The following is a 21,316-nucleotide window of genomic DNA, read 5'->3' on the forward strand; positions in this document are numbered from 1 at the left end:
AAATCTGTCGGAATTAAGGGTTTCAAAAGACTACTTTAGTTCCAATGAATAATTAGAAGTTCCTATGGCGTTAGAACCAAACGAGAGACCAGGGCAACCAATTGCTAAGTTTGAATCCATGCTCAAGACCGACGATGTCTACTTCTTTGACGCGGAAGATTTTCAAGATATTATTCACCACTACCTCAATAACGGTAAAATTGCATTGGCCAAAAAAGCCATTAAAATAGGGCTTCAACAGCATCCTGACAGTATAGAACTTAAGTTATTGTCTATAGAAGTCCTTGTTTTTGAAAATAATCTGGAGTTGGCGGAGAAGATGCTGGATGAACTACAGGTAATAGACAGCAACAACGAGGAAATATACATACAAAGGGCCAATATTTATTCCAAGAAAGACAACCACGAAGCAGCGGTCTCCCTTTTGACCCATGCATTAAATTTAACTGATGACAGTTTTGACATCCATTCCTTACTAGGGATGGAATATTTGTTCATGGATAATTTTGAGGACGCCAAACAAAATTTCATGATGTGTGTGTCCTATGATGAAGAGGATTATTCATCACTTTACAATGTTATCTATTGTTTCGAATTTCTTGAGGATTATGATGGTGCCATAGTGTACCTAAATGATTATCTTGAAAGAAACCCATACAGCGAAGTGGCATGGCACCAATTGGGCAAAATGTATTTTACGAAAAAGATGCACAAAGAGGCCCTGGCCGCTTTTGACTTTGCCATTATCTCCGATGACACCTTTATCGGTGCCTATTTTGAAAAAGGAAAGGTATTGGAAAAAATGGGCAAATACAATGAGGCCATTGAGAATTATGAGACCACTATTGCCATTGAAGACCCCACCTCCCACGCATATTTAAGGATCGGCAGATGTCACGAAAAATTAAAGAATGACGAATTGGCCAAATCCTATTATTACAGGACGGTTCATGAAGACCCTTTGTTGGATAAAGGATGGTTGGCAATTACGGAATATTACATTAGACAAGAGGATTATGAAAAGGCCTTATACTACATTAATAAGGCCATTAATATTGATGGGGAAAATTCCAAATACTGGAAAAAATGCGGAAAGATCCACGCTACCTTAAAAAATAACGACGAGGCCTACTATGCTTATCAACAGGCCGTAGACCTGGGAAATTACGAATTTGACACTTGGTTTCATTGGGCGGATGTAGCCGTACAGAACTTGGACGTTTATGCGGCCATAGAAATATTGCTCCAAGGTCATGAATTTTATCCACAGCGCTGTGAAATGCAGTATAAAATGGCAGGGTTCTATCTGCTAATAAGTGACTTCCCCAGAGCTCAGTACAGATTGATCAACGCCCTTAAAATAGACCTTGGTCAACTACATTTATTTGAGGACGAATTTCCCCAATTCTTCAACACAGAATGGGCCCAAAACTTAATTGAGGATGTGAAAAAAGCTTCCAGATAAATAAACTATTTTTGTTTTTTTTATCATATATGGAAAATCGCAATCTTTTAGCTTACATTTTTATTTTATTAAAAGGAATGGCCATGGGCGCTGCAGATGTTGTGCCCGGTGTATCGGGAGGCACCATTGCTTTTATCTCCGGAATTTACGAAGAACTCATCACCAGTATTAACAACGTAAACGTTTCCCTTTTAAATACATTGAGAAAGGAGGGCATAAAAGCCTTTTGGACCAAACTTAACGGAAACTTTCTACTGGCTTTGCTTCTTGGCATAGGTATTAGTGTCCTATCCTTGGCCAAACTCATTAGTTGGTTAATGGAGAACGAACCCATACCCTTATGGTCCTTTTTCTTTGGCCTGGTTGTGGCCAGTATTATATTGGTAGGCAAGGAAATAAAAAAATGGAATTTGGCCGCTATAATAATTTTAATCCTGGGAGCTGCCATAGCCTTTTACGTTACAAAGTTGCCCCCTTCCGAAAATTCGGCATCACTCCCATATTTATTCTTTTCCGGGGCTTTGGCCATATGCGCCATGATTTTACCTGGCATATCCGGAGCGTTTATCCTAGTACTTTTGGGATCCTATAAAACGGTATTGGATGCAGTTCATGAGCGAGATCTTAAAATTGTATTCACAGTTGGCCTAGGAGCCATTTTTGGACTACTGAGCTTTGCCAAACTTCTAAAATGGATGTTTGTACATTATAAAAATCTAACCTTGGCCCTATTGACCGGGTTTATTTTAGGCTCATTAAACAAAATATGGCCTTGGAAAGAAGTTCTGGAGACCAAAATGTTCGGGGAAAAAATAATTACCATAAAAGATCAAAACATCTCTCCATTCTCTTTCGACGGGGACCCTCAATTAATAAGTGCCATTATTCTGGCTTTACTTGGTTTTTCCCTTATTTTTATACTGGAAAAATTGGCCGCTAAAAAATAAACGCCCAACCCCAAATGAGAAACCCCAGAACATTCACGGATAAATTTTTCCTTGTTATCAAGGGCTTGTTCATGGGTGCCGCCAATAAAGTTCCAGGCGTATCAGGGGGTATAGTTGCTTTTGTAGGGGGGTTTTATGAAGAGTTTATCTATTCCCTACAAAAAGTAAACGGAAAAGCTTTTAAGCTCTTGGTCAGTGGAAGGTTAAAAAGCTTCTATCGTTACACCAATGGCCAGTTTTTAACGCTACTAATTTTTGGCATGTTGGTGAGTTATTTCAGTGTGTCCAAAATTTTGGATTATTTTCTGGAAAGAAATGAGCTCTATGTGTGGTCTGCCTTCTTTGGAATGATATTGGGCTCCATTTACTATATAGGAAAGGACTTTGGGCATTGGGGCAAAAAGACCATTCCGGCAGGAATAGTTGGATTGATCATAGGCATATCTATAAGCTTCCTTAATCCCGCTACACAAAACGACAATTTAATCTTTATCTTTTTTTGCGGCATTATCAGTGTCTCTGGCATGACCTTGCCAGGACTATCCGGTTCTTTTATATTGATCCTTCTTGGTAATTATGTGCTTCTTTTGGTTGATTCCGTAAACGCACTTTATGACACCTTTTCGGAAGTCTTTACAGGCGATTTTAGTTTTATTAAGAATCCAACACGGCTCAATATCTTAAAAATATTGGCTGTATTCACCACGGGATCAGCTGCCGGATTGGTAACCCTCTCCCATCTATTGACTTACGTCCTAAAACATTATAGACATTTAACAACAGCCGTAATTATAGGTTTTATTACCGGCTCATTGGGAGTGGTATGGCCCTGGAAACGCACTTTGTTCAAAACGGATATCAGTGGCAATTTACTCTTGGACACCAATAATAACCCAATAATAAAGAATTATGAAAGATTTCTGCCAAATTTGGGATCTTCGGAAACTTGGTGGGCCATTTTTTTTATATTTTTTGGGGTATTAATTTTATTAGGATTAGACTGGTATGGAAAAAACAGAAAGAGATAAGATTCGATTTGGATTAATTGGTAAAAATATTTCCTATTCATTTTCAAGGGGCTATTTTACCAAGAAATTCTCTGAAATGGGACTGGAAAGGCATTCATACGAGAATTTTGATTTGGAGCATATTGACAAGTTTAAGGGCCTATTGGAACAAAACAGCAATATCCAAGGCTTTAACGTAACTATTCCCTATAAAGAACAGATTATGCCCTTTTTATCGAAAATAGATCCGGAAGCCCAAGCTATTGGGGCTGTGAATACCATTAAGATAGTTGGGCAACAAACAATAGGTTTCAATACGGACGCCTATGGTTTTCAAAAATCTATAGAACCCCATCTAAGGGAGCATCATAAAACAGCGCTTATCCTTGGTACCGGTGGCGCTTCCAAGGCAGTGGCATTTGTACTTAATAAATTGGGAATAAACTATAAATTTGTCTCTAGAAACCCCAAAGACAAGCAGCTCAATTATACAGATCTTAACAAGGAAGTGTTAACGGAACATACGGTAATTGTAAATTGCACTCCTTTAGGCACTTTCCCAAACATAAACGACAAGCCAGACCTGCCTTACAACTTCATTAGCAATCAACATTTACTTTTCGACCTTATCTACAACCCGGAAAAAACAGCATTTTTGCTGGCGGGCGAACAGCAAGGCGGTAAAATAAGCAATGGCTCCAACATGCTTCAATTTCAGGCAGAAAAATCGTGGGAGATATGGAATTCCTAGCATAAGAAGCTATGAGATCCCTTATGACGATAAAAATTACAGAAATTCCTCTGTAAAAAATCCTTAAAAAGAAGTTTCATTACCTTTGATATATAGACGGATGTAATTATATTTCCGTACATTACATTTAGAAAGCTATAAACATTCATAAAATGTTAGAAGATAAAGAAGACAACCTACAGAATAATGTAGGTACAGAGGAAACCTCAGGAAGTACCGAAGAAAAAAATAATTCGGAATCCGAGACAGAGGCCAATTCTGCTCCCAGTCCTGAGACCATTGAAACCGAATCTGGAAAAAACACCAAGGAAGTCGTGGAAGATAAAAGTGCTCCTATCGATTTGGAAACCAAGGACGAAGGAAAACTAAAAGAATCTTCAACCCAACAAGCTCCGGAAAAAGAAGAATCCCCAGAAGAAGTTGGGACTACCGAAGATGTAGTGAAAAGTGAAAAGTCCGCAGAAGCTACTGAGGAAAAAGAGGAAGATGTTCTGGAAGAAATAGATGAATCCAATGCAGAGGATGCCGAAGATTCGGACAACCATCAGCGACACCATATTCCCATGCCAGATTACCACGCTATGTCCATGGAGAATTTGGTAGGTGAACTTCAGCGATTGGTAAGGAATGAAAAGGTGCAGGCCATTAAAAAACATGTTGATGGCATTAAATATGAGTTCGACCAGAAGTTTCAGGAGTTTATAGACGAAAAGAAGGAGGACTTTGTAAATAGTGGTGGAAACGAAATAGATTTCCGATACAATTCCGTTGCCAAAAGACAGTTCAACGAGGTATATTCAGATTACCGGGAAAAAAGAAATAGCTATTATAAGAACCTGGAACAGGGACTTAAATCCAATCTTGCACAAAGATTGGAAATCATCAACGAGCTTAAGGCTTTGGTCAACGTTGAAGAGGATATAAACACAACCTACAAAAACTTTAAAGATCTTCAAGAGCGCTGGAAAAATGCCGGCCCAATTCCACGTGCCAATTACAATGATGTTTGGCGAACATACCACCATCACATTGAAATATTTTACGACTTCCTACATCTAAATAGGGAGCTAAGGGATCTGGATTTTAAGCACAACTACGAGGAAAAACTAAAGATCGTAGTGCGGGCGGAAGAGTTGGTCCAAATGGAGGATTTAAACAAGGCATTTCAAGAACTTCAGACCCTACATAAAATCTGGAAGGAAGATATTGGCCCCGTTGGCAAGGAGCACAGGGAAGAGATTTGGGACCGTTTTAGCAATGCTACCAAATTGCTGCACCAAAGACGACAGGATTACTATAAAGACTTGGAAAAGGTTTATGAACAGAACCTTGAAAAGAAACACGAAATAATTCAAGCTATAAGTACAATAGCTACCCACATTGCTTCCAGTCACAAAGAATTGCAACAACAAATAAGGGAAGTTGAAAAATTGCGAGATTCATTCTTTAAAGCAGGAAAAGTACCCCAAAAAGTAAATGAGAGGACTTGGGCAAGTTTTAAGGACGCGGTACGTGAGTTTAACAGAAACAAAAACAACTACTACAAAAATTTAAAGAAAGACCAACAGGCAAATCTCGATAAAAAAAGGGCACTGTTGGAGCTGGCAGTTTCCTTAAAGGATAGTGAGGAATGGGATACTACCACCCAGGAAATGAAAAGGATTCAGAACGAATGGAAAAAAATTGGGCATGTTCCCAGAAAATACTCCGACAAAATATGGAAGGAGTTTAAGACTGCCTGCAACCATTATTTTGATCGTTTACATGCCTTAAAAAATGAAGCCCACAAGGAAGAGATAGAGAATTTTGATAAGAAAAATGCATGCCTGGAAAATTTAAAGAGTTTTCAATTAAGTGGTGATAAAAGTAAGGATTTAGCCGCTATCAAAGAGTTTATTGCAGAATGGAAAGAAGCTGGTAGGGTTCCTTTTAATAAAAAGAGCATTAATGCCAAGTTCAACAAAATTCTAGATGCCCTGTTCAAAAAATTGGATGTCAATAGACAGGAAGCGGAATTGTTGAAATACGGCAACAAGATTCAGCAACTAGCCAATAATGAAAACGACTACGCTATCTCCAACGAACGTACTTTCATCAGAAGAAAAATAGACGAAAGCAAGAGTGAAATTAGGCAATTGGAAAACAATCTTCAATTCTTTTCCAATGCTTCCGAGGATAATCCCTTGGTAAAAGAAGTAATCAAAAACATAAACAACCACAAGGAATCGTTGGCCACATGGAAGGCCAAATTAAAAAAGTTGAACATTCTTGAAAATAATTTGATAAAAGAGGCGGAAAATGAACAAGATTCCTCCGCGGACGAAGAATAGACCTCTATCTTAACAATAAAAAAATAAGCACATTAATAGAAATAAGGTTAGTGTAATGATGGCTTTATGGTTTGTTATTTCGCTAACAAGCTGTGGTACGCCTAGAATAGTTGTAAAAGAAACAGCCGGTCACCTTTCCAACCAGTTACCGGAACCAAATTTGGTATTTGTTATTACAAAAGAGGATCCAAACCTCAACGATTCCCTACTTATCGGCACCATAGCTACCAAGCATAATGGCTTTAGCGGGAATTGCAATCTTCGACAAGTTAAACGGGCAGCACAAAAAGAAGCAAAAGAAATTGGCGGCAATTTAATATTTATAACAAGACACAAGCTCCCTAACGCCATATTAAATCCATGTCATAGAATTAGAGGAAATATCTATTCCGTTCCCAATCCAGAAGCCTATGAAAAGGAAATTCTCTGGAATACCAATAGAAAACTAAAAGTAACCGATTTTAAGGGATCAACTAAAGACAAACCCTTTGTTGCTGCCACAAATGCCTATTTTGGTTATACTACCAGCGTAAAATCAGAAGAAAACACAATTATTATAGAAGTAGATACCTATTTCGATTGTGAGCTATCCTATTTTAAAAATAATAAGAGCCAATCCCTAGTATTAAATCACGAACAGTTGCATTTTGACATTACCGAACTCTACGCTAGGAAGTTTATCCAAAGACTACACCTTGAGGTTAAGAGTTTTAAGGACTTGATAAAGAATGTAGAGCGCATAGGGAATGAAGTAAACAAAGAACTTCAATTAAAACAGGAGGCATACGATACGGCTGTATATAGTGATCTATCACAACAATCCTATTGGGATGAATGGACAGAAACGGCTTTAGAAGAATTGGCTATGTACAACAACAAAACCATAAGCAGACCCTACAAAAAAGAATAGAAAATTCCGTGGGTTTTAGCAATTTGGTCCAGACATCTGCTCCACTGTAACTTTTATATTTAAAAGCTCCACTGGGTTTCCAAATTGGGTGAAGATGGCAACGTCGGCCGCGTCCCGGCCATAGGCGATTGCGATACGACCTCCCTTCAAATCAGCTTGTGTAGGATCTAGTGTGTACCACCTATTTCCAACATAGACCTCGAACCACGCGTGTAAATCCATCGGAACAAGGCCCACAAGATATCCCACGACCATACGGGCCGGTATTGATAGTGCTCGGCAACAAGCTATTCCCAAATGGGCCATATCCCTACATACTCCGCTGCTTAATTGGTTCAACTCTGTGGCACTTATAATCTGCTGCCCTGCTCCAGGTGTGTACTGTATGGTGTTCCGGACATAATCAACAATTGCGGTGCACTGATCATAACCAGAGGAATAACCTCTTACAAGTGATGCAGCCATTTCAGTAAATCGATCCGACTCACAATACCGGCTTGGGTGAAGAAAAGGAAGGGTGTCATCAGGCAATTGTTGTACTTCCACAAATGGAGCGTTGGGAGCGGTATCGGAGGAGTCCGCTGTTTCCACATATGCAGATGTTCGCACTGAAAAATTCCCTGCCGGTGCAACCAGTCGCTGACACAAATTGCCGAAGTTATCCGTGAACTCGTTCACTGGTGCGCTAGGTGTCAAAATATACTCTTCACGTGCAATCCACTGATTCCGTCCACTTCGCGGACGTAACTTTAACAAAAACGGAGTAGGAACCGGTATTTGGAATTCAAGCAAGCAGGATGCGTATAACCACATAACAATATTTTCTGATTAAATTAGACATTCACATTCACGCTTGTGAATAGATACGGAGAACATAAGATTAAATAGAGGGAAATGTAATTTGGTTTCCATTACCAACTATAATACTTGTCCCATCAAATATTATTAAGACAGGCAAGAATCTACTTGTTTATTTACAATAGATAATAAAAGAACTTCCCCAAAACGATCTTCATAATCATTTTGGGGAAGTTCTTTTCAATTTCCTTACAAAATTACTTGGCTACGTTTACCGCTCTAGTTTCCCTAATAACTGTAACTTTCACCTGACCAGGATAAGTCATATCCGTTTGGATTTTTTGGGAAATTTCAAAAGAAAGCTCGGCCGCCTTGTCATCGCTCACTTTTTCACTTTCAACAATAACCCTTAATTCCCTTCCTGCCTGAATGGCGTATGCCTTTTGCACTCCACCAAATCCGAAGGCGATATCTTCCAAATCCTTTAATCGCTGAATGTATGAATCCAACACTTGTCTTCTTGCCCCTGGTCTTGCACCGCTAATGGCATCACACACTTGCACTATTGGCGCAATAAGTGTTTTCATTTCAATCTCATCATGGTGGGCACCAATAGCATTGCACACATCAGGTTTCTCTCCAAATTTTTCAGCCCATTGCATACCAAGAATGGCATGTGGGGTTTCTACCTCGGCCTCTGTATTTGGGACTTTTCCTATATCGTGCAATAGACCGGCACGCTTGGCCAATTTTGGGTTTAATCCCAACTCGGCCGCCATAACACCACATAGTTTGGCAACTTCCCTGGAATGTTGCAATAGGTTCTGGCCATAGGAAGAACGATACTTCATTCTACCCACTGCCTTGATCAATTCTGGATGCAGACCGTGTATCCCTAAATCGATTACTGTACGTTTACCAATTTCAACAATTTCCTCCTCTATTTGCTTTTCTGTCTTTTTAACAATTTCCTCAATTCTTGCTGGATGTATCCTACCATCTGTTACCAATTTGTGCAAAGACAAACGTGCAACCTCCCTACGTACAGAATCGAAACAGGAAAGGATAATGGCCTCGGGAGTATCGTCTACAATTATTTCAACCCCTGTAGCCGCTTCCAATGCCCTAATATTTCGTCCTTCACGCCCAATTATCCTTCCCTTAACATCATCGGATTCCAAATTAAACACGGAAACACAGTTTTCCACTGCCTCTTCAGTACCAATGCGCTGAATGGTATTGATAATAATTTTCTTGGCTTCTTGTTGGGCCGTAAGCTTTGCTTCTTCCACCGTAGTCTGAATATAGGCCATGGCATCCGATTTTGCGGTATCCTTAAGGGACTCCAACAACTGTGATTTGGCCTCCTCGGCAGATAGGCCGGAAATTACTTCCAACTGTTGTACCTGGCTTTTGTGAAGTTTTTCAAGCTCGGATTGTTTCTTTTCCAAGAATTCACTCTTGTAATCTACTTCTTTCAGCTTACTCTCTAGCTGCTCCCCCAATTTCTTGCCTTTTGCAAGTTCACTACTGACTTGTGATTCTTTATCCCTTGTTCGTTTTTCTGCCTCTGAAATTTTCTTATCCTTATTGATAATTACCTTCTCGTGCTCTGCCTTTAGTTCCAGAAACTTTTCCTTAGCTTGAAATATTTTATCCTTCTTAATATTTTCACCTTCAATATTGGCTTCCTTAATTATGTTTGCCGCCTCTTTTTTTGCGCTGGCTATGGTTTTGGAGGCCTTTCCCTTTTCCATAAATTTCGCAATGGCAAATCCAATTCCCAATCCAACCAATCCTATTATTATTGCTATACTATCCATATTTATTTTGAAAATTATTTATAAAAAAAGCCCACATTGATGGAAGATTTGTACAAACCCCGATAAACAGGTTTAGGGCTACCAGACTGCTCAAGGATCCTTATACTAGTAAGGCCTGCTTTTACAATCTAAACTCACCCTTTTCAAACAAATTAGTGTTGAGTTTGTCAAAAATTAATTACCAATGTGGGCAGTAACTATAATTATTTTAAAGAACGTTATTTCATCCCTAGCTTGGAACTGACCAACATGTTCAGTGCTTTTAGTCGCTCTGCTGCTTCTTTTACACCTTCTGAATGGTCTATTCCTTTTTGCTCAATCTTGGAGGCAAACTGAAGTGCGCACATGGCCAGCACATCTTGCTTATCCCTAACGGCATAGTTTTGCTCAAATTTCTTTGCCAGCTGTTCTATATTCTTAGCCGCCTTTCTTAAGCCCTCTTCCTGTAGAGGATCAATCGTTAAGGGATATACCCTATCTGCTATAGAAAGCTTAATTTTGAGCTTCTCTGCCATATTGTTTATTTACACTATTCCGAAAGTTGGGCAATGCAATGGTCCAACTCCCTAATTAATGTGTTTATTTTAAGCTTAGCTTCGGTCTTATTAGTATCACTGCCCAGCATAGAACTCGCTAATTTTAGTGAATTGTATTTTTCCTGCCATTCATTCACCGAAACTCTTGTAGCTTCATGATCATTTTTTACAGCAACCAATTCTTCTTCCAATTTTATATTGGTATGGTGCAAAAGCTCCAGCTTATGCAGCAACTTACTAATCTTATTTTCTAAAGAATCAACAATATCTACCAATTCACTCATTTGCAAATATCAATGCATTTTACACAAAGTTAACACACCTCTTTATACTTAGCAATTCTTTTTTCATTTATTCTTAAAGTAAAATTTCCAACCTCAAGTTAAGAAAAAAAATTGACCCTTTTTATAAATTATATAACACAGACTTTTTTTTGAATTAGAACGGTATTAATTACTTTCGTACCAATAATCACTTATATGAAAGGCTTTTTCTTAGGATTTTTTCTTTTTTCTTCAATCTTTTATGGGCAAGCTCCGTATCCAACGGATTTTTTCCGCCCCCCCTTGGATATTCCAATAGTTCTTTCAGGAACATTTGGGGAACTCCGATCCAATCATTTTCACGCAGGTATCGATATAAAAACGCAACAGCGACAGGGGTTACCGGTCTACGCTATAGGTGAGGGTACGGTTACCCGAATAAAAGTATCGGAATGGGGCTATGGAAAGGGACTATATATTGCCCATCCAAATGGCCACACTTCCGTCTACGGGCATCTTCAAAAATTTTCACCCGAAATAGAAGCTTACGTAAAGAATGTGCAGTACCAAAAGAAATCATTTGAAGTGGAAATTTTTCCTCAATTTTCGGAGCTTAAGGTTCAGAAAGGTGATCTAATTGCATATACTGGAAATACCGGTGGATCTGCCGGACCCCACCTTCATTTCGAAATTAGAAACAGTGCCTCCGAAATGCCGACAAACCCCCTCCTTTATGGAATAGAGGTAAGGGATGCCACAGACCCCACTTTATTGAGTGTCTATGCCTATCCCCTTTCGGATAACGCTCAGGTAAATCAAAGTCAGGAAAAAATAAAATTAAAATACCATAGACAAAGTGATGGCACCTATCTTGCAGACAAGGTAACTGCCCTTGGCACAATTGGTTTTGGAATAAATGCATTTGACCGCCAAGACCTCGCTGCCAATCAAAACGGAGTTTATTCCGTGAAACAAATAGTGAATGGAAAATTATATACCGATTTTAATTTTGAAACATTCTCATTTACAGAAAGCCGATACATAAACACCTTGATAGATTACAACCATTACAGTACCTACAGGGAAAGGATTCAGAAGTGTTTTAAGGATGAAAGCAATCTTTTGGGTATTTACAGAACTATTTACAATAATGGAAAAATAGAGGTAAGTGAAGGTTTGTCCTATAATGTGGAAATTGAAATTTATGATCTTGCCGGTAATCTTACCAAATTGGTTATACCTGTGGAAGGAAAGCATGAAGAAATTAAAATCCCAAAAATCGAAGAGAAAACGGATAACTATATTATTGCCAAGAAACCTAACAATTTTGATTTGGGGGCTGCAAAAGTATATTTTCCGGCCAATACGTTTTATGACAATTTTTATATCGATCTAAAAAATGGACAGGATACTATTACCATTCACAACAGTAAGGTCCCGGCCCATAGAAACTTTACAATAACCTTTGATGTTTCAAAATATTCGGACGAGGAAAGGAAACAGCTATTCATAGCAAGATTGGGCAAGAATAGATCTGCAAATTACGCCTCTACCTATAAAAGGGGTACTACCTTTACCACAAGAACTAGGGATCTTGGCACCTATACCTTGGCAAAAGACACTGTTGCCCCACAGATTAGGCCTAAAAATTTTAAAGACAAACAGTGGCTTACCAATTACAGTTATCTAAGCTTAAAAATTACGGACGACCTAAGTGGTATAGACACTTACAATGCAACCCTAAATGGTGAATGGATACTTCTTGAATATGAGCCCAAGACAAGTACCATTACCTATAATTTTGATGATCTTATATTGGATAAAAAACAATGTGATTTGAAAGTAGTGGTTACCGATAATGTTGGTAATAGCAGTACTTTCACAAGTACTTTTTACAGAAAATGAAACATTGAGACTTTTTAAACTATTTTTTCTTGTCGTTTTAGCAACTTCGGCAACCATTCTAAAAGCACAAACGGCTAGCATAACCGGTGTAGTTTTTGATGAAAATCAAACACCTTTGTCCAATGTTAATATTGCATCCAATAACCAGGGAACTTTTTCCGATGCGAACGGGTTTTATATATTGGAAATTATAGCAGACCAGGAAATAACAATAACCTTTTCCCATCTAGGCAATGAAAAGCTGATTCTCAAAGATCTAATTCTAAATACCAATGAGAATTATGAATTTAACCCCGTTCTAAAAAATGAGGCCATACTTATTACCGAAGTTGTCGTAACCCCTTCGGGCAACAGGTACGCTGAGGGAATTACAACCATTTCATCAGATATGGCCAGAAATATTCCAGGACCCAATGCGGGAGTGGAGAACATCTTAAAGCTTTTGCCCGGGGTTTCCTCCAACAATGAGCTCAGTACACAGTACATGGTTAGAGGCGGCAATTTTGATGAAAATTTAGTGTATGTCAATGATATAGAGATCTATAGGCCCTTTTTAATACGCTCTGGACAACAGGAAGGCCTAAGTTTTATAAATAGTGATATGGTGGGAAACCTGCAATTTTCCGCAGGAGGCTTTCAAGCCAAGTATGGCGATAAACTTTCTTCGGTTTTGGATATCAGCTATAAAATACCTGTTTCTTTTGGACTTAAAATAAACGCGACCCGCCTAGGTACTTCGACCACTTTGGAAAGCGTATCCAAAAACAAGAGATTATCTTCCCTGACCAGCATCAGATCTAGGGACAATAGCCTCCTTGTAAATAGTCAGAACATCAGTGGCAACTACGATCCCTCATTTTTTGATATTCAACAATATACTACCTATATATTTTCCAACAAATTTCGAATTAGCTATCTAGGAAATATTTCCATCAACAATTATAGAAACCAACCTTCTACCCGGCAGACCAATTTTGGGACCCTGAATGACATAAAAACTTTGACCGTCTATTATTCAGGAAGTGAAAAAAACCAGTATAGGACCAACTTAAACGCCCTGAAAGCGGAATACCAATTAAATGACAGGACCACTTTAAAATTTATTTCCTCCTTGTATTTTAATAGGGAGCAGGAATATTCCGATGTAATATCCCAATACCGGCTTAGTGATTTAAATACAAGTCTTGAAGACGATATCCTAGGGGAACCGACCCCTGTAAATGGCTTGGCCACACAATACAATCGGGCCAGAAATGATCTGGATGCTAAAATCTTCAATTTGGAGCACAAAGGCCTCCACACCAAAGATGGAAAAGCCATTTCATGGGGACTTAAATACGAACACACCAATATTAGAGACCAAATTAGGGAGTCAGAATTCTTGGATTCTCTGGGATATATGGTACGGCCTCCCAATGCTGGTTATAATCGCAACGAACCTGAAATACCCTTTGAAGCTCCCCTATTGCCCTATGAGGGCATTATTGCCAGGAATTCGGTAAACACCCATAAACTTTCCGGCTTTGCGCAATACAGCTATAGATCACAATGGAACAACCATAGCATATATTATAACATAGGCGCCAGGGCAAGCCATTGGGTAGTGAGCGGCAAAAACATTAAAACTAGCGCACACACGATATTTAGTCCCAGAGCCCAATTTTCCATAAAGCCAAATTGGACAAAAGATATGCTGTTCAGACTCTCCGGGGGAGTCTACCAACAGCCGCCATTATACAGGGAACTAAGGGATAACAATGGCAATGTAAATCCGGAAGTGAAGGGCCAAAAATCCTATCATATTGTATTTGGAAACCAATACAGCTTTAAATTGTGGCAAAGGCCATTTACATTGAACGGCGAGGCCTATTGGAAAAAAATGTCCCATGTAAATCCCTACACCTTGGAGGATGTACGTATAAGATATGCAGCCCAAAACAATGCACAAGCCTACGCATATGGAGCAGAATTAAGGCTAAACGGCGCCTTTGTTCCCGGAACGGAGTCATGGTTTAGTTTAGGCTACCTCAAAACAGAAGAGAACATCAATGAACGTGGCTATATTTCTAGACCCACAGATCAGCGCTTAAAGGTCGGTATTCTCTTTCAGGACTATATGCCAGAGGTGCCGGACCTTAAAATGTACCTGAATCTGGTTTATAATACAGGACTGCCTGGAGGTTCACCTAGCTATACCGATCCCTACCTTTATCAAAATAGATTAAGGGATTATAAGCGTGCAGATTTGGGAATTTCCTATATTTTTGTGGGAACCAATAAATCCAATGACAAAAATTCATTTTTACGGGTTTTCAAGGATCTAAGTGGCGGCATTGAAATATTTAATTTATTCAACAACCAAAATTCCATAACCAACACATGGGTCAGGGATTTGGTAAACGAACAACAATTTGCCGTACCCAATTTTATGACCGGCCGTATCTTAAATATAAAAATAGAGATGCGTTTTTAGTACTGAAAAAAGTTTTAATCACAAAATTGAATAGCACATAGGGCAACAACATTAATTAGGTCCAATTGGAAGTATCCATCTAGATAATGTGCAGTATATAAAGAACAAATAGTAATAGATGAAAAATATTCTTGTAATAATTTCCGCCTTTATTTGCCTAGGTGTATCCGCTCAAAAGAACATTTATGAAAGCGAAAGGTTTGATGATTTGAGCCAAGATCATGCTAATTTGGCCATTATCCCGTTCTTGACCAATCTGGAATTGAAGGATGAAATATCCAGTGAAGAATTAAAAGATTTGGAAGAGAAGGAAGGCTACGCCGTACAGGACGCCCTTGAAACTTATTTCTCCCAAAGAAAAAAGAAAAAGAAATTTTCCGTTGACTTCCAGAATACAAAAAATACCAATGCCATACTTAAACAAAAAGGTATTTCATACGACAACATAGATGTCTACAGCGTAAAGGAACTAGCACAAATTTTAGAAGTAGATGGCATAATAAGTGGTACTTTGGACTTAAATGTACTGCTATCCAAAGGTGTCCCTACAGAATTTAGCCTTCTAGATTATATCAACGGTGATGCCAACTATGGCCGCATCGGAGTAAAAATAAGTGACGGTTTAACGGGTAAATTGCTTTGGAAATACGAAAAACAGATCAATAAGAAATCGGGGAAGAATACTACAGACCTTATCGATCTGATGATGAAACTTGCTTCCAGAAAATTCCCTTACGACAGGGAACGCCCCAGGGATCGAAAAAAGAACTAATTGGAACCAAATTCCTGTAAAACCGCAACAACATAATCCAATTCCTCTTTGGTATTATATTTTGAGAACGAAAAGCGCAAAGAAGGCTTTTCCATGTCTTCGGGCGAAAGTATTTCCTCAAGAACATGCGAACCAATATCGCTACCGGACTGGCATGCACTGCCTTTGGAACAGGCAATGCCCTTTAGATCCAAATGAAACAATAACATCAGCGCTTTTTGGGAATCAAATGGAAGGCGCACATTCACAAGGGTATAAGTACCGCCCTCCATGTCTCCGGAAAGACCATTAAAGGCGACATCGGGAATTGCTTTGGATATTTTTTCTATAAAATATCTTTTTAGCTCCATCACATAATTCATTTCCTCATCCAAGTGATCATAAGCCGCTTTAAAAGCCTCCTCCAAACCTACAATATTGTGAAACGGTTCAGTTCCGGCCCTAAAACCACGTTCCTGCGATCCTCCAAAAATCAAGGGCTTTAGACCAACGTTTCTTTTAATATAAGCAAACCCAACTCCTTTGGGACCATGAAATTTATGGGCCGCAGCAGTCAGGAAATGGGCTTTGGATTTCTGCACATCCCATGGGAAATGTCCTATGGACTGTACCGTATCCGAATGAAATAAGGCGTCATTTTCCAGGCATAGCTTGCCAACCGCCTCTATATCTATAATATTTCCTATTTCATTGTTCACATGCATAAGGCTCACTAATTTTTTACTTCCATCCCTCTTCAACAGCGACTCCAAATGGGCAAGATCCGGATTTCCTGAACCATCCAAATCCACAAACAACAATTCAATACCATATTCTTGGGCAAGGGCCTCCGCTGTATGCAATACGGCATGATGCTCTATTTTGGAAGTAATCAAGGTTTTAACTCCAAGATCCCTTACACTGCATCTAAGAATCATATTGTCCGCTTCGGTACCTCCCGAAGTAAAGATTATCTCCGCTGGGTGAGCGTTTAAATACTTGGCAATAGTTTTTCTTGTTTTTTCAATAGCCGTTTTAGCTGTCCTTCCAAAACCATGGGAAGAAGATGGATTACCATAGCAATTTGCCAGGGCATCTTGCATTTTTGAGATCACTTCGGGTCTAACCTGCGTGGTTGCGGCACTATCCAAATAAACCTTTTTCATTAAAAAATAGTTCAAATTAAAAACTTTCCCAACTCCAGGAAAGTTCGCCAAAATTACTTGAAATAAAGTTAATTTCCTGTAAAATGCTCATAAACCTCTAGGATTATAACCTATATTTCGATTAAATTTGAGGCATGAAAAATCTCTTGACTTTCCTTTTGTGCTTATCCCTGTATTCATGCAATGATGGGGATTTAACCATAGAGACTATAGACTTTGACGATATTGATATAGATTACTGTGAGACTACGGTAACGACCAGCACCACTTTATTCTTTAAAATTAACGGCAACGAGGCCCTAATACTCACCATAGCGAGTGGAACCCTTAAGAATGAAGCATCGGACGGTGAGGTAGAATATCCTATCTCAACTAGCACAACCCTTACCTATCGTGATTTTTCCGATGATGTTTCCAGTGATTATTTTTGCGATCTGATCCCTGTTACGGAACCTACGGTAATGGAAGAAATTGAGGCAGAGAGTGGTTCTGTACTTATAACCACCACAGAAATAGTTGATGGCGAGAACACTTTATATGAACATACCATAAGGCTCAGCGAGATTACCTTTATAAACGAATCCAACAATCAGCGGATAACCGATTTAAGTATCAATGATTTTGGGACTGTGACCACCAATTAATTATGGGGTGTTCTGAAAAAAATATACTTCCGTAGCCCCCATTCCGTATTTTTGGTAGTCCGCGTCATAATACTTTGCGTTTTCGTACCGCTTAAAGAGATAATGTAGTTCTTCTTTTAAAATTCCTTCCCCTACTCCGTGAATAAATACAACCTTTTGTATCTTTTTACGAATAGCGAAATCCAGTTGACGTTTGGCCGTATCAAGTTGCAGGTTCAACATTTCAAAATTGGTCATTCCCTTTGTTGAGGGTGTTAACTTATCTATATGCAGATCAACTTCCATCTGTGGGGCGTACCGTTCCTTGGGCCTTATTTTCCTGCTGTGCCTATTCTTTGGCACTTCCTTCTCAGCCTTTATTTTGGCAACCTCAAAATTGGACACTTTAATAACATTGGAGCCGGAAACCTTCAATAATTCATCTGATGTATATTTCAATAAGAACCCGTCCTTGCTTTCAACTGTAATTTGCCCACCACTTATTTTTACAACAACACCCTGAACAATATCATCAATGGCTTCAACTTGATCTCCTACCTTAAAATCCATTAGTTCTTCTCTTTGTCTTTTTCCCCATCACCATTTTGATCTATACTCCACAACTGTGTGGTCTTGTACAGGCCAAACATTAACAGGACAATTCCAATGCTCAACGCATATTCCCTTTGCATTATATGGTCTCCCATCCCAGCAATTAGAGCTCCTGCCACAATCAGCACCAAATAAAAAGTCCGTTTTGTTTTCATTGCCCAAAAATAATAGTATTTTTCGGTAAAGAATTATATTAGTACTTTAAATAATCCTGATGGCAATTCTCTTGGAACTGGAAAATTACATGCTGCCTTGTATGAACAAGCAGATTTTCGGCATTGAGTGTCCAGGTTGCGGAATTCAACGGTCAATTTCTTATCTGTTGGATGGCAATTTTATAGAGGCCCTTAAGATATACCCGGCCATTTATACCATTATATTTCTAGTTGGTTTTATTGGCGCCTCACTAATATTCAATATTAGAAATTCCTTCAAGATCAAAATCTATCTTTTATACCTAAACGCGGGAATCATAATAGTAAGTTACATTTACAAAATGGTTCATCTAATACATTAAAAAAGAAATATGGAACAACAAAAATTACCCAACGCAACACTAATATTGGTTTTCGGAATTATTTCAATAGTTACCTGCTGCTGCTATGGAATTATTGGATTGATATTTGGGATAATAGGCCTTATTTTAGCAAAAAAAGCCACCATGCTCTACGCAGTAAATCCCAGTATGTATGAAGGGTACAACAATGTTAAATTAGGAAAAACCTTATCGATTATAGGTATTGTTTTGAATATTCTGGTAATCTTCTTCTTCATTTGGATCATCTCCATTATAGGTTGGGATGCATTACAGAACGAAGAACTTATGAGGGAGAGAATGGAAGATTATTTTGAAAACCTTCAATAGATTTTATTACAACCCATCAATTTAATTAAGCATTTTTATGGAAAATAACCAAACCCGTACCAAACCGAACAACTATTTGGTATTAGCTATTATAAGTACTGTATTCTGCTGCTTGATTCCCGGGATAGTGAGTATTGTGAATGCCGCTAAAGTAAATGAGGCCTATGCCCTTGGAAATTACGAACAGGCCGAAAGAGCCTCTAAAAATGCAAAAACATGGGCTATTGTTGGTATTGCCATAGCTGGCTTATTTTGGCTCATATATATCGCTTTTTTTGGCCTTGCCCTTTTTGGAGGATTAATGAGCGGAGGTGATTTCTAAGAATAGGAAAATATTTGGAGTGATAATTTTGGGAGTGGTATTCGTTGGAATACTGCTCCTTTATTTTTTCAACAACCCAAGTAATTCCAAGTACTTTCCCCAATGTCCATTTTTGACTGCCACCGGCTATTACTGTACGGGATGTGGAAGTCAGCGGGCACTGCACGATTTGCTCCACTTGGATATAATTGGCGTAGCCAAACACAACCTACTTTTTTTTCCTGCGTTTTTATTGATTGCCTACCATTGGGTTCGAAGTTGTGCACCAGCAAAAGGCAAAGAAAGCTTACCAGATTTAATATATCACCCCAAAACTCCCATGGTGTTATTTATAATAATTACCCTGTTCACTATTTTTAGGAATATAAACCTATATCCATTTACCCTTTTGGCTCCAGAATAAAAAAGCCCGCTATAAAATAAATAACGGGCAATCTCTTTTAAAGAGTGGAATATTATTTTTCGAATGTCTTTAGCGTCCGTACTATAATCCCAACACATTCCAAAAGTTGTTCTTTATTCATCACCAAAGGTGGAGCGAACCTGATAATATTTCCATGGGTTGGTTTTGCCAAAAGCCCATTATCCCGCAATGCCAAGCAAATATCCCAAGCGGTTGAGCTATCTTCAGTGTCATTTATCAAGATGGCATTTAACAAGCCCTTGCCCCTAACTGCATTAACAATATTACAAGTGGGTATAAACTTATTGAGTTCTTCCCTAAATAGCACTCCCAATTGATATGCATTTTCTGCAAGTCCTTCTTCTTTGACCACCTCAAGGGCAGCTATGCCCACCGCCGCTGCCACGGGGTTACCACCAAAAGTACTACCATGACTACCAGGTTTTATAACCTCCATGATTTCGTCATTGGCAAGAACTCCGGAGATAGGATAAGCCCCTCCTGAAAGTGCCTTTCCCAAAATTAGTATGTCCGGTTTCACCTCTGGAGTCCCACTGCAGTGCCTGTCAGGACAGCTACAATTGCCACAGGTAGCCAATAATTTACCTGTACGGGCTATTCCGGTCTGTACCTCATCTGCAATAAAAAGTACATTATGCTTTTTACACAGCTCTCGTGCCTTGACTAGATAGTCATCAGAGGGCACATACACTCCGGCCTCTCCTTGTATGGGTTCTACCAGGAATCCAGCAATATTCCTATCGTTCTCCAAAACCTCTTCCAAAGCGTTTAGATTATCGTACTCAATCTTAATAAAGCCTTCCGTATAGGGGCCATAGTTTTTACGCGCAATTGGGTCGTTGGAAAATGAGATGATGGTAGTTGTTCGTCCGTGAAAATTATTTTCACAAACAACAATCTGCGCTTGGTTTTCAGGAACTCCTTTTTTCTCGTAGGCCCATTTTCTACATATTTTAAGAGCAGTTTCCACCGCTTCGGCCCCTGTATTCATGGGCAATAATTTGTTGTAGCCAAATGTTTGCGCAGCCAACTTCTCAAATTTTCCAAGCATATCATTGTAAAACGCCCTAGAAGTCAAAGTCAACGTTTGTGCTTGTTGAATCATGGCTCCAACAATTTTAGGGTGACAATGCCCTTGGTTTACTGCGGAATAGGCAGACAAAAAGTCATAATATCTTTTTCCTTCAACATCCCAAACAAAAACTCCTTCCCCCCTACTTAGAACAACAGGTAGCGGATGATAGTTGTGCGCTCCGAATTTTTCCTCCAATGCAATTGCATCTTTAGAAGTTAATTTTTCCAAAACTGACATGATTAAATAACTTTTAAATAAAACTTTAGCAAT

At 38.9% G+C, this 21,316-nt stretch carries 22 protein-coding genes and 1 other RNA gene; 14 read left to right on the forward strand and 9 right to left on the reverse strand.

What is annotated here, in order from left to right:
• Positions 1-64 precede the first annotated feature (64 nt).
• From U735_RS0115545 to U735_RS0115570, 6 genes are all read left to right on the forward strand, one after another.
• Positions 65-1,465 carry a tetratricopeptide repeat protein gene (locus U735_RS0115545; protein WP_031444714.1) on the forward strand — a complete coding sequence of 467 codons (1,401 nt, stop codon included), beginning with the start codon at positions 65-67 and terminating at the stop codon, positions 1,463-1,465.
• Between the two features lie 29 nt (positions 1,466-1,494).
• The gene (locus tag U735_RS0115550) at positions 1,495-2,412 is read left to right on the forward strand and encodes a DUF368 domain-containing protein (protein WP_031444715.1); all 918 of its coding nucleotides are present in this window, start codon (positions 1,495-1,497) and stop codon (positions 2,410-2,412) included.
• A gap of 14 nt (positions 2,413-2,426) precedes the next feature.
• Positions 2,427-3,440 (forward strand): DUF368 domain-containing protein, encoded by a 1,014-nt coding sequence (locus tag U735_RS0115555; protein WP_031444716.1) that lies wholly within the window; start codon positions 2,427-2,429, stop codon positions 3,438-3,440.
• Entirely contained in the window at positions 3,418-4,170 is a 753-nt protein-coding gene (locus tag U735_RS0115560; RefSeq protein WP_031444717.1) for a shikimate dehydrogenase family protein, read from the forward strand. The genes U735_RS0115555 and U735_RS0115560 overlap by 23 nt, the downstream gene beginning before the upstream one ends.
• A gap of 152 nt (positions 4,171-4,322) precedes the next feature.
• Positions 4,323-6,500 carry a DUF349 domain-containing protein gene (locus tag U735_RS0115565; protein WP_083260710.1) on the forward strand — a complete coding sequence of 726 codons (2,178 nt, stop codon included), beginning with the start codon at positions 4,323-4,325 and terminating at the stop codon, positions 6,498-6,500.
• Positions 6,501-6,555: 55 nt separating this feature from the next.
• Positions 6,556-7,410 carry a hypothetical protein gene (locus U735_RS0115570; RefSeq protein WP_031444719.1) on the forward strand — a complete coding sequence of 285 codons (855 nt, stop codon included), beginning with the start codon at positions 6,556-6,558 and terminating at the stop codon, positions 7,408-7,410.
• A gap of 15 nt (positions 7,411-7,425) precedes the next feature.
• Here U735_RS0115570 and U735_RS0115575 read toward each other — a convergent pair whose 3' ends face one another.
• The 5 genes from U735_RS0115575 to U735_RS0115590 form a co-directional block, all read right to left on the reverse strand.
• Positions 7,426-8,223 carry a transglutaminase-like domain-containing protein gene (locus U735_RS0115575; RefSeq protein WP_031444720.1) on the reverse strand — a complete coding sequence of 266 codons (798 nt, stop codon included), beginning with the start codon at positions 8,221-8,223 and terminating at the stop codon, positions 7,426-7,428.
• A 242-nt stretch (positions 8,224-8,465) separates the two neighbouring features.
• Positions 8,466-10,031 (reverse strand): ribonuclease Y, encoded by a 1,566-nt coding sequence (gene rny / locus U735_RS0115580; protein WP_031444721.1) that lies wholly within the window; start codon positions 10,029-10,031, stop codon positions 8,466-8,468.
• Positions 10,032-10,085: 54 nt separating this feature from the next.
• A non-coding RNA gene (ssrS, locus tag U735_RS25345) (6S RNA) lies at positions 10,086-10,195 on the reverse strand.
• Positions 10,196-10,249: 54 nt separating this feature from the next.
• Positions 10,250-10,546, reverse strand: a complete 297-nt coding sequence (locus tag U735_RS0115585) for a cell division protein ZapA (RefSeq protein WP_031444722.1) — start codon at positions 10,544-10,546, stop codon at positions 10,250-10,252.
• 14 nt (positions 10,547-10,560) lie between these two features.
• Entirely contained in the window at positions 10,561-10,851 is a 291-nt protein-coding gene (locus U735_RS0115590) for a hypothetical protein (protein WP_031444723.1), read from the reverse strand.
• A 195-nt stretch (positions 10,852-11,046) separates the two neighbouring features.
• On the opposite strand from U735_RS0115590, the gene U735_RS0115595 reads away from it, so the two are divergent.
• The 3 genes from U735_RS0115595 (at position 11,047) to U735_RS0115605 (ending at position 15,980) form a co-directional block, all read left to right on the forward strand.
• Positions 11,047-12,735 (forward strand): M23 family metallopeptidase, encoded by a 1,689-nt coding sequence (locus tag U735_RS0115595; RefSeq protein ID WP_031444724.1) that lies wholly within the window; start codon positions 11,047-11,049, stop codon positions 12,733-12,735.
• Positions 12,689-15,208: a TonB-dependent receptor gene (locus U735_RS0115600; protein ID WP_083260711.1), complete on the forward strand. Its 2,520-nt coding sequence runs from the start codon at positions 12,689-12,691 to the stop codon at positions 15,206-15,208. The genes U735_RS0115595 and U735_RS0115600 overlap by 47 nt, the downstream gene beginning before the upstream one ends.
• A gap of 118 nt (positions 15,209-15,326) precedes the next feature.
• Entirely contained in the window at positions 15,327-15,980 is a 654-nt protein-coding gene (locus U735_RS0115605; protein ID WP_031444726.1) for a hypothetical protein, read from the forward strand.
• Here U735_RS0115605 and U735_RS0115610 read toward each other — a convergent pair.
• Complete coding sequence (locus U735_RS0115610) at positions 15,977-17,125, reverse strand: cysteine desulfurase family protein (protein WP_031444727.1); 1,149 nt, start codon at positions 17,123-17,125, stop codon at positions 15,977-15,979. The two genes, U735_RS0115605 and U735_RS0115610, sit on opposite strands and share 4 nt — an antisense overlap.
• 134 nt (positions 17,126-17,259) lie before the next feature.
• On the opposite strand from U735_RS0115610, the gene U735_RS0115615 reads away from it, so the two are divergent.
• Positions 17,260-17,769, forward strand: coding sequence for a hypothetical protein (locus tag U735_RS0115615; RefSeq protein WP_031444728.1), 510 nt, complete (start codon positions 17,260-17,262; stop codon positions 17,767-17,769).
• Here U735_RS0115615 and U735_RS0115620 read toward each other — a convergent pair whose 3' ends face one another.
• Positions 17,770-18,318 (reverse strand): Smr/MutS family protein, encoded by a 549-nt coding sequence (locus U735_RS0115620; RefSeq protein WP_031444729.1) that lies wholly within the window; start codon positions 18,316-18,318, stop codon positions 17,770-17,772.
• A complete protein-coding gene (locus U735_RS0115625) occupies positions 18,318-18,515 on the reverse strand; it encodes a hypothetical protein (RefSeq protein WP_051892172.1) in 198 nt (65 codons plus the stop codon). The genes U735_RS0115620 and U735_RS0115625 overlap by 1 nt, the downstream gene beginning before the upstream one ends.
• Positions 18,516-18,616: 101 nt before the next feature.
• Here U735_RS0115625 and U735_RS0115630 point away from each other — a divergent pair, with 101 nt between their 5' ends.
• From U735_RS0115630 to U735_RS26195, 4 genes are read left to right on the forward strand one after another with little or no spacing between them, the layout of a single operon-like run.
• Positions 18,617-18,877, forward strand: coding sequence for a DUF2752 domain-containing protein (locus tag U735_RS0115630; protein WP_232233330.1), 261 nt, complete (start codon positions 18,617-18,619; stop codon positions 18,875-18,877).
• Between the two features lie 9 nt (positions 18,878-18,886).
• The gene (locus U735_RS0115635) at positions 18,887-19,225 is read left to right on the forward strand and encodes a CCC motif membrane protein (RefSeq protein ID WP_031444732.1); all 339 of its coding nucleotides are present in this window, start codon (positions 18,887-18,889) and stop codon (positions 19,223-19,225) included.
• 37 nt (positions 19,226-19,262) lie between these two features.
• Positions 19,263-19,547, forward strand: a complete 285-nt coding sequence (locus U735_RS0115640) for a CD225/dispanin family protein (RefSeq protein WP_031444733.1) — start codon at positions 19,263-19,265, stop codon at positions 19,545-19,547.
• A gap of 34 nt (positions 19,548-19,581) precedes the next feature.
• A complete protein-coding gene (locus U735_RS26195; protein ID WP_394357440.1) occupies positions 19,582-19,950 on the forward strand; it encodes a DUF2752 domain-containing protein in 369 nt (122 codons plus the stop codon).
• A 52-nt stretch (positions 19,951-20,002) separates the two neighbouring features.
• On the opposite strand, the gene rocD is transcribed toward U735_RS26195, so the two are convergent.
• Complete coding sequence (gene rocD / locus U735_RS0115650) at positions 20,003-21,283, reverse strand: ornithine--oxo-acid transaminase (protein ID WP_031444735.1); 1,281 nt, start codon at positions 21,281-21,283, stop codon at positions 20,003-20,005.
• Positions 21,284-21,316: the final 33 nt, after the last annotated feature.

The organism is Arenibacter algicola, from assembly GCF_000733925.1.
Lineage (GTDB): Bacteria > Bacteroidota > Bacteroidia > Flavobacteriales > Flavobacteriaceae > Arenibacter > Arenibacter algicola.

Excerpts from the sequence above, each read along its gene's own strand:
- U735_RS0115630 (WP_232233330.1), top strand. The coding sequence starts at position 18,617 with ATGAACAAGCAGATTTTCGGCATTGAGTGTCCAGGTTGCGGAATTCAA.
- U735_RS0115595 (WP_031444724.1), top strand. The coding sequence starts at position 11,047 with ATGAAAGGCTTTTTCTTAGGATTTTTTCTTTTTTCTTCAATCTTTTAT.
- U735_RS0115600 (WP_083260711.1), top strand. The coding sequence starts at position 12,689 with ATGTTGGTAATAGCAGTACTTTCACAAGTACTTTTTACAGAAAATGAA.
- U735_RS0115560 (WP_031444717.1), top strand. The coding sequence starts at position 3,418 with ATGGAAAAAACAGAAAGAGATAAGATTCGATTTGGATTAATTGGTAAA.
- rny (WP_031444721.1), bottom strand. The coding sequence starts at position 10,031 with ATGGATAGTATAGCAATAATAATAGGATTGGTTGGATTGGGAATTGGA.
- U735_RS0115575 (WP_031444720.1), bottom strand. The coding sequence starts at position 8,223 with ATGTGGTTATACGCATCCTGCTTGCTTGAATTCCAAATACCGGTTCCT.
- U735_RS0115545 (WP_031444714.1), top strand. The coding sequence starts at position 65 with ATGGCGTTAGAACCAAACGAGAGACCAGGGCAACCAATTGCTAAGTTT.
- U735_RS0115610 (WP_031444727.1), bottom strand. The coding sequence starts at position 17,125 with ATGAAAAAGGTTTATTTGGATAGTGCCGCAACCACGCAGGTTAGACCC.
- U735_RS0115565 (WP_083260710.1), top strand. The coding sequence starts at position 4,323 with ATGTTAGAAGATAAAGAAGACAACCTACAGAATAATGTAGGTACAGAG.
- U735_RS0115590 (WP_031444723.1), bottom strand. The coding sequence starts at position 10,851 with ATGAGTGAATTGGTAGATATTGTTGATTCTTTAGAAAATAAGATTAGT.
- rocD (WP_031444735.1), bottom strand. The coding sequence starts at position 21,283 with ATGTCAGTTTTGGAAAAATTAACTTCTAAAGATGCAATTGCATTGGAG.
- U735_RS0115625 (WP_051892172.1), bottom strand. The coding sequence starts at position 18,515 with ATGAAAACAAAACGGACTTTTTATTTGGTGCTGATTGTGGCAGGAGCT.
- U735_RS0115605 (WP_031444726.1), top strand. The coding sequence starts at position 15,327 with ATGAAAAATATTCTTGTAATAATTTCCGCCTTTATTTGCCTAGGTGTA.
- U735_RS0115635 (WP_031444732.1), top strand. The coding sequence starts at position 18,887 with ATGGAACAACAAAAATTACCCAACGCAACACTAATATTGGTTTTCGGA.
- U735_RS0115620 (WP_031444729.1), bottom strand. The coding sequence starts at position 18,318 with ATGGATTTTAAGGTAGGAGATCAAGTTGAAGCCATTGATGATATTGTT.
- U735_RS0115555 (WP_031444716.1), top strand. The coding sequence starts at position 2,427 with ATGAGAAACCCCAGAACATTCACGGATAAATTTTTCCTTGTTATCAAG.
- U735_RS0115570 (WP_031444719.1), top strand. The coding sequence starts at position 6,556 with ATGATGGCTTTATGGTTTGTTATTTCGCTAACAAGCTGTGGTACGCCT.
- U735_RS0115640 (WP_031444733.1), top strand. The coding sequence starts at position 19,263 with ATGGAAAATAACCAAACCCGTACCAAACCGAACAACTATTTGGTATTA.
- U735_RS0115585 (WP_031444722.1), bottom strand. The coding sequence starts at position 10,546 with ATGGCAGAGAAGCTCAAAATTAAGCTTTCTATAGCAGATAGGGTATAT.
- U735_RS0115615 (WP_031444728.1), top strand. The coding sequence starts at position 17,260 with ATGAAAAATCTCTTGACTTTCCTTTTGTGCTTATCCCTGTATTCATGC.
- U735_RS0115550 (WP_031444715.1), top strand. The coding sequence starts at position 1,495 with ATGGAAAATCGCAATCTTTTAGCTTACATTTTTATTTTATTAAAAGGA.